13 protein-coding genes are annotated in these 13164 nt (G+C 37.7%); 8 read left to right on the top strand and 5 right to left on the bottom strand.

The window, feature by feature from the left end; translation table 11 throughout:
* Positions 1–3: 3 nt before the first annotated feature.
* A complete protein-coding gene (locus tag BMY50_RS21310; protein WP_139202306.1) occupies positions 4–870 on the top strand; it encodes a hypothetical protein in 867 nt (288 codons plus the stop codon).
* Between the two features lie 54 nt (positions 871–924).
* Here BMY50_RS21310 and BMY50_RS21315 read toward each other — a convergent pair whose 3' ends face one another.
* Complete coding sequence (locus tag BMY50_RS21315) at positions 925–2310, bottom strand: peptidylprolyl isomerase (protein ID WP_093328804.1); 1386 nt, start codon at positions 2308–2310, stop codon at positions 925–927.
* A 176-nt stretch (positions 2311–2486) separates the two neighbouring features.
* Between BMY50_RS21315 and BMY50_RS21320 the strand changes: the two genes are divergently transcribed.
* The 6 genes from BMY50_RS21320 to BMY50_RS21345 all read left to right on the top strand — a co-directional run bounded on the left by BMY50_RS21320 (position 2487) and on the right by BMY50_RS21345 (position 8953).
* Positions 2487–3182, top strand: coding sequence for a phosphatase PAP2 family protein (locus tag BMY50_RS21320; protein WP_093328807.1), 696 nt, complete (start codon positions 2487–2489; stop codon positions 3180–3182).
* A gap of 159 nt (positions 3183–3341) precedes the next feature.
* On the top strand, positions 3342–3848 hold the full coding sequence (locus BMY50_RS21325; protein ID WP_093328810.1) for a hypothetical protein: 507 nt from the start codon (positions 3342–3344) through the stop codon (positions 3846–3848).
* 5 nt (positions 3849–3853) lie between these two features.
* A complete protein-coding gene (locus BMY50_RS21330) occupies positions 3854–4429 on the top strand; it encodes a non-canonical purine NTP diphosphatase (RefSeq protein WP_093328813.1) in 576 nt (191 codons plus the stop codon).
* 10 nt (positions 4430–4439) lie between these two features.
* A complete protein-coding gene (locus BMY50_RS21335; protein ID WP_093328816.1) occupies positions 4440–6929 on the top strand; it encodes a PIG-L family deacetylase in 2490 nt (829 codons plus the stop codon).
* Between the two features lie 5 nt (positions 6930–6934).
* Complete coding sequence (locus BMY50_RS21340) at positions 6935–7132, top strand: hypothetical protein (protein WP_093328818.1); 198 nt, start codon at positions 6935–6937, stop codon at positions 7130–7132.
* Positions 7133–7243: 111 nt separating this feature from the next.
* Positions 7244–8953 carry a sodium:solute symporter gene (locus BMY50_RS21345; RefSeq protein ID WP_093328820.1) on the top strand — a complete coding sequence of 570 codons (1710 nt, stop codon included), beginning with the start codon at positions 7244–7246 and terminating at the stop codon, positions 8951–8953.
* A gap of 82 nt (positions 8954–9035) precedes the next feature.
* Here the strand turns inward: BMY50_RS21345 and BMY50_RS21350 are convergent, their stop codons facing one another.
* The 4 genes from BMY50_RS21350 to kbl form a co-directional block, all read right to left on the bottom strand.
* Complete coding sequence (locus BMY50_RS21350; protein WP_093328823.1) at positions 9036–9611, bottom strand: TetR/AcrR family transcriptional regulator; 576 nt, start codon at positions 9609–9611, stop codon at positions 9036–9038.
* Positions 9612–10022 (bottom strand): Rieske (2Fe-2S) protein, encoded by a 411-nt coding sequence (locus BMY50_RS21355; protein WP_093328825.1) that lies wholly within the window; start codon positions 10020–10022, stop codon positions 9612–9614. It abuts the gene before it with no gap.
* A gap of 3 nt (positions 10023–10025) precedes the next feature.
* Positions 10026–11066 (bottom strand): phenylalanine--tRNA ligase subunit alpha, encoded by a 1041-nt coding sequence (gene pheS / locus BMY50_RS21360; RefSeq protein ID WP_093328827.1) that lies wholly within the window; start codon positions 11064–11066, stop codon positions 10026–10028.
* Positions 11067–11186: 120 nt separating this feature from the next.
* The gene (kbl, locus tag BMY50_RS21365) at positions 11187–12377 is read right to left on the bottom strand and encodes a glycine C-acetyltransferase (RefSeq protein ID WP_093328829.1); all 1191 of its coding nucleotides are present in this window, start codon (positions 12375–12377) and stop codon (positions 11187–11189) included.
* 184 nt (positions 12378–12561) lie between these two features.
* Here kbl and BMY50_RS21370 point away from each other — a divergent pair, with 184 nt between their 5' ends.
* Positions 12562–13053, top strand: coding sequence for a DinB family protein (locus tag BMY50_RS21370; RefSeq protein ID WP_093328907.1), 492 nt, complete (start codon positions 12562–12564; stop codon positions 13051–13053).
* Positions 13054–13164: the final 111 nt, after the last annotated feature.

A 13164-nucleotide genomic window follows, 5' to 3' on the forward strand; every position in this document is an offset into this window, starting at 1 on the left:
AATATGTTAAGAACCTTTTTAATTACCTTATATACATTTGTTTTTAGCGCTATGAGCTATGCGCAGCAGGATCTTAGCGAGCAAGTGAACGAGCTCATATCTGCAGAATATAACATGTCTGTCTTAGCCAAGAATAGGGGGCTTTTAACGGCCTATAAAACATATTCTGATGAATATACAACGTTTTTCGTTCCTTCCCCGATAAATGCCTTATCTTATTTAAATGGAAAGCCAAAGCTACCAGACGTCATGACCTGGAAACCAATTTATGCTAAGGTCTCAAAAAGCAATGAATGGGGCTTTACCACAGGGCCTACCGATTGGCAAAGCGTTGGCTATAGTAAAAAGTTTGGCGAATATTTATGTTTATGGAAAAGAGACCGAAAGGGGGTTTGGAAAATTGCCTATCGTGCAATAAGTGAGCATGGGAAACCCAGGGGAGATGTAAACACAATATTTGAAAGCCCTGCAAATAACAAATTCAGGAAACTGCGTTCAAAAGCACGCATTAAACAGCGCGAAGATATTATCTTCAGTACGGATCAACTTTTTTCTACTATATTAAAAGCTGATAATTTGACCGCATTTAACGAATTTTTATCGGCAGATGCACGGATTTATATTCCTTCCTATAACCCGATTGTAGGATTAAAAAATATAAAATCTCTTTTACAGAAACAGGAAATAATCATCGAATCCTCCTCCGTTGAGAAAGTAGATAGGACGTATAGCGGTGAATTAGCTTACAGCAGTGGAGAGGCCATTATACGTAAAGGTAATGAACAAATCAATTGCCGCTATATTAGGATCTGGGAAGTGCAGACAGATGCTAAGTGGAAAGTAGTGGTGGATATGTACTTCAAAAAATAAAAGGCGAAAGATTTAACATTCTTTCGCCCTCCCTATGCTGATTCAATTACTTAATTATTTACTTGCCTGTGCATTGTTTTGTGCATCCTTCATCCAATCTTTCAATTCTGAGCAGGTGGTAAATTCATCGTCTATTCTAATATAAGTGGTTTTCCTACGTTCTTCAAACCATTCGCTAACCACCCTATTTAATTTGTCAGCTTCAGCAAGCTCCTTTATTTTTGCATAATCTTTTTCCAACGATGCACGGTGTGGCTCAGTTCTTGATTTTAGGTATAGAAATCGATAGCCGCTCTTTTTGGTTTGAGGATCAGCAAACTCATAAGGTTTCGAGTATCCCCCAGCTTTTAAAGTATCTATAGCGGAGAAATCAGCTGCATCTAATTGGTCTACGGGAATGTAGGTAGTTCGACTTTGTTGATTTGCTGCATTCAACATCATACCACCATTATATTTACTCATTTCATTACCGGAATATAGAGCCGCTGCTGTGGAAAACGGAATTTTATTGTCCTTTACTTGCGTATACATGCTATCAATTTGTTTTTTAGCTCTTTGCATACTGGTTTCATTAGGTTTTACTCCAATAAGTATGTGCCTAGCTCTTACCTGTTCTCCTCTGCGTTCTAACACCTGCAAAAAGTGAAAACCATACTCTGATTCAAATACGTTAGAAATTTCTCCTGGTTTTAACCTGAAAGCTACTGAGGTAAATTCTTTAACCATACTACTCCTGTCAAAAAAGCCAAGATCACCACCCGCAGAAGCCGAACCAGGGTCTTGAGAATACAAGCGGGCCATGGTGCCAAAGTCGTCCCCAGCTTTGATACCCATCCTAAGTGACTCTGCTCTATCATAAAAGGGCTGTTTCTCTTCTTTGGTCAATTTAGGATATATGACGATTTCTCCAACTTCAACTTCAGTATTATAATTCGGCAAGCTATCTTTAGGTATTTTTTCAAAATAGCGTTTTACTTCAAGTGGAGTAATACCGGTTTTTTCAGTAATTTTTGCCTGCATTTTTTGTGCAATCAGCTGTTCCTTTACCGCTGGTCGCATCTCTTCCTTATACTGAAGTAATGACCGGTTTAGAAATTTCTCTAGTTGCTCTTGTCCTCCAGCCTGCCTGGTCATATAACGAAGCCTGTTATTAATATTGTCATCAACTTCATCTTCTCCTACCTCGATGGAGTCAATAACCGCTTGTTGTGTTAATAATTTATTGGTTAATAACTGCTCCAAAATATTACACCTTATGCTGGGGTTTGGATTATTTCCTTCCGACAGGTATTGCGCATATTGCATTTCAATATCAGATTGGAGAATAATATTTCCACCAACAACAGCAGCCACCTTATCAATCACTTTTACATCCTGAGCTTCGACGCCAACAATGCAAAAAATTGTTAAAAGTGCTAACAAACCGACATATTTCTTCATTTGTTGTATTTCTATTTCTATTATATTGCTGTTTAAAGGTGCTAAGTTACACAATCCCTTACACTCTTATCCATATTTAACGAAATTTAACAACAATATATATGATAAGACTTTTAATATTTTTCTAGTATGTTTGGATGAATAAAGTTAATCATTCGCTATAATACACAGACGCTATGAACCAAATCAGCAGTCATCATAACAGCTATCTTCTTTTTATAAAACAGTTTCTTATATTTATTACGTTACTCCTTATTTTTCAGCTGATTGGCATTATCTGTTCCTTAATCTATTCACAGGCAGCATTATTTTTAGCGGTAAATCGATTACATAACAATACAGCAGATAAAATTTTTATGGTTATTACTCATTTAGGAGATTGGCCTGTAACATTGGGTTTCGCAATTTTTTGTTTATTTATTAGATTCAAGTATTCACTCGTGCTGCTAGCGACTATGTTATATACAGGTTTCTTTACGCAAGTAATTAAACTAATTGTCCAACATCCAAGACCTTCCATTTATTTTGAAGATATCACGCCTATATATACAATCAAAAACTATGTTCTCCAAAATTCATTAAGTTTTCCATCCGGCCATACCACCTGTGTTTTTTCATTGGCCATTACACTTTCATATATGGCAACCTCGAAAAACAAACAAGTTCTATTTTTCTTTATGGCGCTTATTGTTGCTCTTTCAAGAGTCTACTTATCACAACATTTTTTTAAAGATTTGTTAGCTGGTTCATTAATTGGGACCTTCTTTGCGCTACATCTTCTGTGGTTATTTGAAGGGAGCAAATGGTATCAATCCGGTTTACTAAACAAAAATGTAATGACAGTATTAAATCGTAACAAGTCTGTTTCTTAAATCACAATTATCCTTTTTTACCTTCGAGCGCTTGCAACTAGGATAAAATTCTTATATTTTCGTTATAATTTACAAGAACCCATTTAGCATTTTTTGCCCAAATGGCAACACAAGTCATCTCGACCGAAATGAAATCCGATGGCCTTAAATTCATCTCCAATGACAACATTAAACACCAATAATCCATATGCGTTGCGCTTTCTCCTAAACGAGACGGTATATGCCTTTGAGATCGCAAAAAAAGATGAAGAACCGAATCAAGAACCGCTGGCAGAAGTATCTCCAGCCTACCAATTTTTAGGAGGAAATAAAAATCAAATTCTATATATTATAAACAACAGCAAACACGAGTACTTTTCCACCGCCGCTCATGATGCCTTTTCCAAAACCATTAATGCCTTAGGGCTTTCTATGGAAGATATAGCGGTTCTCAATGTTGGCAATTATCCTCCTGTTTTATATTTCGATCAAATTTGCACCTACTTTGACCCGCGAAAGGTTATATTAGCAGGAGCGTCTCCAACACAGTTAGCGCTAAACGGACTATTGTTGAACGATCCCACTACTCTTAACAATATTAGGGTGCTGTATACCTTTTCATTTGAGGAAATGCTCACTGACATAGAGAAAAAAAAGACATTTTGGCAACAAGTTAAAACTTTATAGCATTCATGAACAATTTAGTATTTGCTACTAATAATCTGCATAAGATAGAAGAAGTACAGACCATATTGAAAGGACAGTTTACTTTAAAATCTTTAATAGATATTGGATGCACCGAAGATATTCCAGAAACGGCCGATACCTTCGAAGGAAACGCAGGCCTTAAGAGCGAATATATTGTAAAACATTTTGGCCTAGATTGCTTTGCCGACGATTCCGGACTGGAGGTAACTGCCTTAAACAACGAGCCAGGGGTATATTCTGCAAGATATTCAGGTTCAAGGGATATGGAGCAGAATATAAATTTACTATTAGCTAAATTGGGTAATCACCAAAACAGAGCAGCACACTTTCGTACGGTTATATCTCTCCGACTGAAAGGCGAGCATTATCTTTTTGAGGGCGTAATAAACGGAACTATTACCCACACACGTATGGGAATCGAAGGTTTTGGCTATGATCCTATCTTCATACCTGAAGGTCATAAAAAAACTTTTGCCGAAATGAGCCAAAAGGAAAAGAATAGTATAAGTCATCGGTTTATTGCCGTTAATAAGCTCTCATCCTTTTTGAAGAACCGCTAATTTAACACGAATGATGTATTCTAGACGGATTAAATTACTTATTACGTCCTTAAGCATTAGCTTAATTACCAATTTTTCATTCGCTCAAAGCGCCTCGAGCAGCAATGCCGCGTCATTAAAATTGAAAATACAAAAACTAAATACACTTGGGAGCGTTTTATATTTCGCCGCCCATCCTGATGACGAAAACACAAGGCTTATCAGCTGGCTAGCCAATGAAAAGTTGTACCGCACAGGATATCTATCCCTTACGCGGGGCGATGGTGGACAAAATCTAATTGGGACTGAGCAAGCGGAAGAACTTGGTTTGGTTAGAACGCAGGAGCTACTCGCTGCGCGAGGGGATGACGGAGGCGAGCAATTCTTCTCAACGGCAAATGATTTCGGCTTTTCCAAGACTTTTGCTGAAACATTTAAAATATGGAATAAGGAAAAAATATTAGCTGATGCTGTTTGGGTAATACGTAACTTCCAACCTGATGTCATCATCACCCGGTTTCCCGGAGATCCTAGAGCAGGGCACGGCCACCATCAAGCCTCTTCCTTAATCGCACAAGAAGCATTTAAAGCCGCTGCCGATCCAGCTAAGTTCCCTGAACAGCTAAAGTATGTAAAGCCCTGGCAAGCCAAACGTATATTATGGAATACCTATAATTTTGGGAGCGCAAACACCATTAAAGAAGGACAGTTCTCTGTAGATATCGGTCAATTTAATTCTTTATTGGGCAGAACCTATGGTGAAATAGCGGCCATTAGTAGAACAAATCATAAGAGCCAAGGCTTCGGCTCTACTCCTCAACGGGGAGAAATGTACGAATATTTTGAAACGCTTGCCGGAAGTTCTCCGAAACATTCCCTTTTTGATGGTATCGACACGAACTGGTCGCGGGTTCCTCATGCACAGCACCTACAATCGCAGATCCAAAAAATTAACGACTCCTTTAACGTCGAATATCCGGCCCATTCAGTTAAGGACCTAATTGAATTACTCACAGCGTTAGAAAAATTGGGTAATAGCCCTTGGCCTTTACAGAAAGCAAAAGAAGTGAAAGAACTTATCTTTGCCTGTGCTGGAATTTGGACGGAAAGCCAAGCTTCTATTCAGAAGTATGCTTTAGGAGAAACTGTTGACGTAAATACAAATGTTGTGCTCCAAGCAAAGAACATATCTGCGTCATTAATTAGTTTAAAAGCAAATGGCGGAAATGAAAAATTTGAGAAATCTCTCCAGTTAAAATATAACCAGCTTGAACGGATAAAATCTTCATTTGTTGCACACGCCATCACACAGCCGTATTGGTTAGCTCAGCCTCATAGTTTAGGCTCATTTTCGGTACATAATCAAACATTAATTGGTAAACCGGAAGCAGATGATCTTCCTATGATTACCGCAACGTTTAATATTGAGGGTAAAATTATAGATTATGAATTTCCTATTGTTTATAGTTTTAATGATCCTGTAAGAGGAGAGATAAAAAATCCGCTTGTTATAGCCCCACCATTAACGCTCAATCTTCATCAGAAGGCGATTATCTTCAACGGGAAAAACCCAAAAGAAATGGAGGTCTCTTTTATCTCCAATGCTGAGCAGACACATGCAACGATCACGCCCATACTTCCTAAGGGCTGGCGCACTGAACCCGCTTTCTTCCAAGTTGATCTAGATCATCGTAATGACGAAGAATCTAAAAGTATTACCATTTACCCTGCGGAAAATGCGACAACGAACGATTCTATCTCCTTTAAAGTTTCCTATCAAACTAAAAACACCGAGATTGCCAAATCAATTAACACTATTAGCTATCAACATATTCCGCAGATTACCTGGTTTCCGCCAGCTACCGCCAAATTAAGTAAAGTAGAAACAGGAATTTCTGCCAAACGTATAGGTTATCTTTCAGGGGCGGGCGACCTGGTTCCACAGTCATTACGTGAAATCGGATTAATTGTGGATGTTCTTTCAGAAAACGATATTATGCATAAAGATCTATCCATTTATGACGCTATTGTAACAGGTATCCGGATTTACAATGTAAACGATCGCATACGTTTCATACAACCAAAATTATTGAGTTACGTTAAAAATGGCGGAACCCTAGTAGAACAATATAATGTTAGTGGCGGACTTAAAACAAATCAAATAGGTCCCTATCCATTTACGATATCTCGTGATAGAGTTACAGATGAAAATGCTCCTGTTAGTATAGTAGATGCACAAAATTCTCTTTTACAATTTCCAAATAAAATCACTGAGAAAGATTTCAACGGTTGGATTCAAGAGAGGGGATTATATTTTGCAACAGATATAGATAAAGCGTACGTCACGCCTTTGGCAATGAACGATCCTGGAGAGACTTCCAATCGAGGATCATTGTTGATAGCCAAATATGGTAAGGGAAAATATGTATACACATCGTTGGCTTTTTTTAGAGAATTACCTGCCGGAGTGCCCGGTGCATATAGATTATTTGTAAATTTGCTGGCAAAAGAAAACAATTAAAGACAATGGAGACAAAAGCAGAAAAAAAAATTAACACAGATTCATTATTCTATCTTATAGGTGCATTCTTCGGTGCTTTAACGGGTGGCTATTGCGGAGAATCTTTCTGGGGCGCAGTGGGCGGTCTTGTGATAGGTTTATTCATAGGTATGTTTTTCTTAAATGTACTAGTAAAACGAAAAAGTGAGGAAGAAGCGGCCTAAAGCAAATGGCCTGCCCCCTTTTATAAATAGCTGGCAACAGTTCTATTTACTAGTCTTGCTATGGCTGGTTATTTTAATCCTTTTGTTTTACTTATTCAAAATTCACTTTGAATGAGTGTTATCGACTGGATTGTACTTGGTAGTACACTTATTATAATTGTTGGCTATGGTATGTTAAAAAGCCGTGGCAGCAAAAACATTGATGGTTATCTACTTGGGAATAAGTCGCTTCCCTGGTATCATATAGGTTTTTCAGTGATGGCCACGCAAGCAAGTGCCATCACTTTCCTTTCAGCTCCCGGCCTGGCATATTCCTCGGGTATGAGCTTTGCTCAGTTCTATTTTGGGTTGCCATTAGCAATGATAATACTCAGCATCACCTTTGTGCCTATCTTTCATAGAATGCGTGTATTTACTGCCTACGAATATCTTGAAAGACGTTTTGACGTTAAAACCCGCGTTTTTACTGCATTTCTATTTTTATTGCAAAGGGGTTTATCTACCGGTATTACTATCTATGCACCTTCAGTGATCTTATCAAGCATTTTACAGATAGATGCTAATTATACTACACTATTAATTGGCTCGGTGGTGGTAGTGTATACCGTTTATGGCGGTACAAAGGCTGTATCTTATACCCAATTATTGCAGATGGGAATTATTTTTGTAGGTCTGCTTACGGCAGGATTTATGGTGGTCCATTTGTTGCCTGAAGACATTGGTTTAGTTAAGGCACTTCATATTGCCGGAAAATCGGGAAGGGCTAACGCTATTGACTTTTCATTTGACTGGAATAATCAGTATACTTTATGGAGTGGCTTAATCGGCGGTTTTTTTCTTCAATTGTCCTATTTTGGTACAGACCAGAGTCAAGTTGGAAGGTATTTAACTGGCTCATCGATACGAGATAGCCGACTTGGATTATTAATGAATGGCCTTATCAAAGTACCCCTTCAATTTTTAATATTGCTGATAGGAATTCTAGTATTTGCCTACTATCAGTACAATCAGCCTCCTCTCTTTTTTAATAAGTTAGAGCTCAACAAAATTGAAAAAAGCCAATTTCAAGACGAGCTTACCGATATCAAACAGAATTATTCAGACATTTTTGCAGAGAAACATCTACTTATAAATCAATTAAGTCAAGCCCTGGATAAGGATGATGAACACACAATAAATGGTATACGGCAAAAACTACTCGAAGCAAACGAAGAAACGGCCACCATTAGAAAAAGTCTAACGGACTTGATGCAAAAAAATGATGCTAAGGCTGACACCAATGACAACAACTATATCTTTCTCAACTTCGTAACGGAGAAACTGCCAAAAGGTTTGGTAGGACTACTTATAGCCATAATTTTTTTGGCTTCCATGGGGTCTACAGCAAGCGCCTTAAATTCTTTAGCTTCCACCACGGTAATAGATATCTATAAAAGATTTATACATAAAGACGGGAGTGACGGCAGATACCTTTCTATTTCTAGACTGATGACCTTTGCTTGGGGTATTTTTTGTATAATTATTGCCTTATATGCCAGTAAGCTCGGCAATTTACTAGAAGCGGTTAATATTTTAGGTTCCTTATTTTATGGCACTATATTAGGCATTTTCGTAGTAGCGTTCTACATGAAAAAAATAAATGGATCCGCCACTTTTATTGCAGCTATTATTGCAGAGGTAATAGTTATCTTATGTTGGAAATTTGATTTGATGGCCTTTCTTTGGCTTAATTTAGTAGGATGCGTACTTGTTATGTTTTTTGCATTTATCATTCAGCAACTTCTAACACTTAATCCTGTCGCTAAAAGCCACATGGACTAAGCTTTCCAATTATACGAGCACTAGCGCCTGCCGCCAATAATGAATAGTCAACCCTCTGCCAACGATCCATCTTTTGTTTACATTAAACAACAGTTGCTTTTACCAAATACGGTAATAATTCTTTCTGAAAAGAAATAAAGTTCTTCCGAACATCGGCTACACTTACGGCCGTAAAAGCAAATGAAAAAACAATACTCTTGCTCGATTTGATTAAGAAAACAAGATTTTCTTTCGGAATATTTGGGTCAATAACATTACTTTCTTTAAAAGAATTTATGAGAAGATTTTCAAGATCATCTGATAGCGTCTTAAGATATTCTTGTGCATTGGCCGATTCGCGAATAAAGTCCCATCCTATAAATTCATTACAGATAGTATAGGTTAGACGACTAACTTTTAAGATAAGATTGCTTAAATAAATTTCCTGATCATTTTCGGTATTGGGATTATGAACAAGGTCATCAACACCAACACGGATATAATCCATCAAAATCGCATGCAACACGAGCTCTTTACTATCGAAATATTTATAAATGGTTGCTTTAGCGATCTTTGCTCTTTTTGCAATTTCATTGACGCTTGTTTTATTATACCCATAGCGTCTGAAGAGGTCTCTTGCAGATCGCTTAATACTTTCTTTTATTTTATCTGCTTCCATTTAGTTTATAACTCTAATAATATTCCCTTCTCTTCTTACCTGATAAGGTTTTAAAGGGCGTTCAGCAGGCGCCTTTGATGGCATACCGTTTCTAATATCAAACTTAGCTCCGCTACAAGGATCATTTACAACAATACCTGTTGAATCGACTTCAATGGCACATCTTTTCTCTGGGTTTACAGTGCTACACCGATCAAATGCGACATAACCACCACCGGTATTATAAACCAAAACTCCCGCAACCCCACCTGTATTTGACATAGCATAGCCACCTGCCACTTCAAGCTGATGATACTCAATTGTAGAAAATGTTTCATTCACTATAACATCGGGAATTCCATAGTAATCTTTTTGACAGGCGGTGATAAGCAACAAAAGTACAAAAACACTCAAATTCCGATGTATATTCATTTATTAAATAGTTTCTGATTCAAATTGTTTTAAGAAACGGATATCATTTTCAGAGAACAGTCTTAAGTCTTTAATCTCGTATTTTAAATTTGTGATGCGCTCAATACCCATCCCAAAAGCGAACCCAGTGTATTTAGCTGCGTCAATACCGCTATTCTCTAATACATTCGGATCAACCATTCCGCAACCCAATATTTCAACCCATCCGGTATATTTGCACATATTACATCCTGCTCCTTTACAAATGGTGCAAGAAATATCCATTTCTGCAGAAGGCTCAGTAAAAGGAAAGTAAGATGGCCGGAAACGCACTTTAGTACCCTCTCCGTACATTTCTTGGACGAAATGAAATAGGGTTTGTTTCAGATCCGCAAACGATACTCCTTCATCAATATATAAACCCTCTACCTGATGAAAAAAACAATGCGCCCTTGCAGATATTGCTTCGTTTCGATAAACTCTTCCAGGCATGATAGCTCTGAACGGTGGTTTACCATTTTCCATCATACGCACCTGCACAGACGAGGTGTGTGTACGAAGTGCGATATCGTTTCCCGCTTGCTTTCTGATAAAAAATGTATCTTGCATATCCCGGGCGGGATGCTCCTCAGGGAAATTAAGTGCACTGAAATTATGCCAGTCATCTTCAATTTCTGGTCCTTCCGCAACAACAAATCCTAACTTTTTGAATATCTCTACAATCTCTTTTCTAACGAGCGAGAGAGGATGCCGGGCGCCAAATTCAAAACCAGGGCCAGGCAGTGTAAGATCCTGACTCGGCTTCGCTTTGGATTGCTCCTCACTAAATTGATCTTTAAATTCATTGAACCTGCCTTCAGTAGCCTGCTTAAATTCATTTAACACTTTACCTAGTGCTCTTTTCTCTTCGACAGAGACATTCTTAAATTCTTCGAAGAGATTTTTCAAAATACCTTTTGAAACTAAAAATTTTAACCGATAAATTTCTACTTCTTCGGCAGAACTTGGTGTCCAGTTTTTAACTTCTTCCCAATATTGGTCAATTCTTTCTTGTATACTGCTCATTTGTTTATTGTAAAGAACTATCTTACAATAGATAATATTAAATTTTCTGCTCTTTTTCTAATTGGAGCACATATATAATTACAAAAATATACAAAAGCAAACGCTTTATTCTATATATCGTTATTTTATTACACCCAAGGCTTTCCCAACCTTTGTAAAAGCTGCTATTGCTTTATCTAAGTGCTGCTGCTCGTGAGCAGCAGATAATTGCACACGAATACGGGCCTTTTCTTTTGGCACTACAGGATAGTAAAAACCAATTACGTATATTCCCTCTTCCAGCATTTTGGCAGCAAAAGCTTGGGCCAGCTTTGCATCATACAACATAACAGGTACAATAGGATGAAATCCAGGCTTAATGTCAAAACCCGCATCTGTCATTTTATCTCTAAAATACTTGGTATTGTGCTCTAACTTATCCCGTAAACTTGTTGTCTCACTTAACATATCTAATACCGCTATTGACGCTCCTGTAATAGCCGGTGCTAAGGTGTTAGAAAACAAATAAGGTCGTGAGCGTTGGCGTAACATGTCAATAATCTCCTTTTTGCCAGAAGTAAACCCGCCCGACGCGCCCCCAAGAGCTTTCCCCAAGGTTCCGGTAATAATATCAATTCTATCTATTACACCGAAATGTTCGTGGGTACCTCTTCCGGTTTTTCCAATAAAGCCCGTACAATGTGATTCGTCAATCATCACTAATGCTTCATACCTATCCGCCAAGTCGCATATTTTGTCGAGCGGAGCAACCACGCCATCCATCGAGAAAGCTCCATCCGTAACAATAATTCGGTGTCTTGCATCTTTAGCTGCAATGAGCTGTTTCTCTAGATCTGCCATGTCAGCATTTTTATAACGAAAGCGTTGCGCTTTACATAAACGAACACCATCAATAATAGAGGCATGGTTCAATTCGTCTGAAATAATCGCATCTTCGGCCCCAAATAAGGGTTCAAATACGCCTCCATTTGCATCAAATGCTGCGGCATATAAAATAGTATCTTCGGTTCCTAAAAATTTAGAAATTTTAGCTTCTAGCGTCTTATGAATATCTTGTGTTCCACAGATAAATCGAACCGATGACATGCCATAACCATGCGTATCAATGGCCTCCTTCGCAGCAGCTATCACTTTTGGATGTGAGGACAAACCAAGATAATTATTAGCACAGAAATTAATCACTTCTTTTCCGTCGCTTACTTTGATATCTGCACCTTGTGGTGACGTGATAATGCGTTCGCGTTTATACAATCCCGCCTCTTCTATTTCGGCTAATTCTTTTTGTAATACTGGTTGAAGTGTTTTATACATATTTTGACGATTTGCGGTAAAAATACAGATTTAAAAAGAAAAGCTGAAAGATTGATAAAAATGAACGTTGAATGTATGTTCGTATGAGAAATTATTTTTGATCAGGCGTAATCATTTTAATAAAAGAATGATTTTTTTTATATTTACTCCACGCCAATTTAGATATAAATCAAAACCTTTTATAATGAATAATGTGTTAATTAAGAACCTTGTTAAGCAGTTACAAGATGTACAAGATGGAGACCTTTGGCTCGACGAAACTTTTGCTAAAAAAATCGATTTATTAACGGAAGAACAAGCCTTTACCAGGCCCATCCCCGAAGTGCACAGCGTTGCCGAAATTATTTCCCATCTCTTAGAATGGCGTAAAGGGTGCATACTTAAGTTGCAAGGCCAGAAAAGCTTACTCACCGTTGAAAGTCCGGAGGATTGGAAATCGAATGATGAATTAAAAAAAATTGGGTGGAAAAAACTAAAAGAGGATTTTTATGCTTCTCAATATCATCTAATAAGGCTTATCGAGGTAAAAGATGATAGTTTTCTCACCCAAAAATATTTAGACACAAGAGATACCTTTCAATACTTCCTAGAAGGGATGATCCATCACGATTTATATCACTTAGGACAAATAGGGATCACTGTCAAGCTCTTAAAAGTAAAGCAATTAGTGAAATAAGTTTTTGCTTCATATTAATAAAGCCTATGCGAAAAAAGTTTTGCATGGGCCACCTTCTTTAACATACTTTAACAGAAAGCACTGTAACCTTTCGGCTCCTTTATTCATCTT

It is taken from the genome of Olivibacter domesticus (assembly GCF_900109575.1).
Classification (GTDB): domain Bacteria; phylum Bacteroidota; class Bacteroidia; order Sphingobacteriales; family Sphingobacteriaceae; genus Olivibacter; species Olivibacter domesticus.

Coding starts and splice junctions, on each gene's coding strand:
- BMY50_RS21310 (WP_139202306.1), top strand. CDS start 4: ATGTTAAGAACCTTTTTAATTACCTTATATACATTTGTTTTTAGCGCT.
- BMY50_RS21315 (WP_093328804.1), bottom strand. CDS start 2,310: ATGAAGAAATATGTCGGTTTGTTAGCACTTTTAACAATTTTTTGCATT.
- BMY50_RS21320 (WP_093328807.1), top strand. CDS start 2,487: ATGAACCAAATCAGCAGTCATCATAACAGCTATCTTCTTTTTATAAAA.
- BMY50_RS21325 (WP_093328810.1), top strand. CDS start 3,342: ATGACAACATTAAACACCAATAATCCATATGCGTTGCGCTTTCTCCTA.
- BMY50_RS21330 (WP_093328813.1), top strand. CDS start 3,854: ATGAACAATTTAGTATTTGCTACTAATAATCTGCATAAGATAGAAGAA.
- BMY50_RS21335 (WP_093328816.1), top strand. CDS start 4,440: ATGATGTATTCTAGACGGATTAAATTACTTATTACGTCCTTAAGCATT.
- BMY50_RS21340 (WP_093328818.1), top strand. CDS start 6,935: ATGGAGACAAAAGCAGAAAAAAAAATTAACACAGATTCATTATTCTAT.
- BMY50_RS21345 (WP_093328820.1), top strand. CDS start 7,244: ATGAGTGTTATCGACTGGATTGTACTTGGTAGTACACTTATTATAATT.
- BMY50_RS21350 (WP_093328823.1), bottom strand. CDS start 9,611: ATGGAAGCAGATAAAATAAAAGAAAGTATTAAGCGATCTGCAAGAGAC.
- BMY50_RS21355 (WP_093328825.1), bottom strand. CDS start 10,022: ATGAATATACATCGGAATTTGAGTGTTTTTGTACTTTTGTTGCTTATC.
- pheS (WP_093328827.1), bottom strand. CDS start 11,066: ATGAGCAGTATACAAGAAAGAATTGACCAATATTGGGAAGAAGTTAAA.
- kbl (WP_093328829.1), bottom strand. CDS start 12,377: ATGTATAAAACACTTCAACCAGTATTACAAAAAGAATTAGCCGAAATA.
- BMY50_RS21370 (WP_093328907.1), top strand. CDS start 12,562: ATGAATAATGTGTTAATTAAGAACCTTGTTAAGCAGTTACAAGATGTA.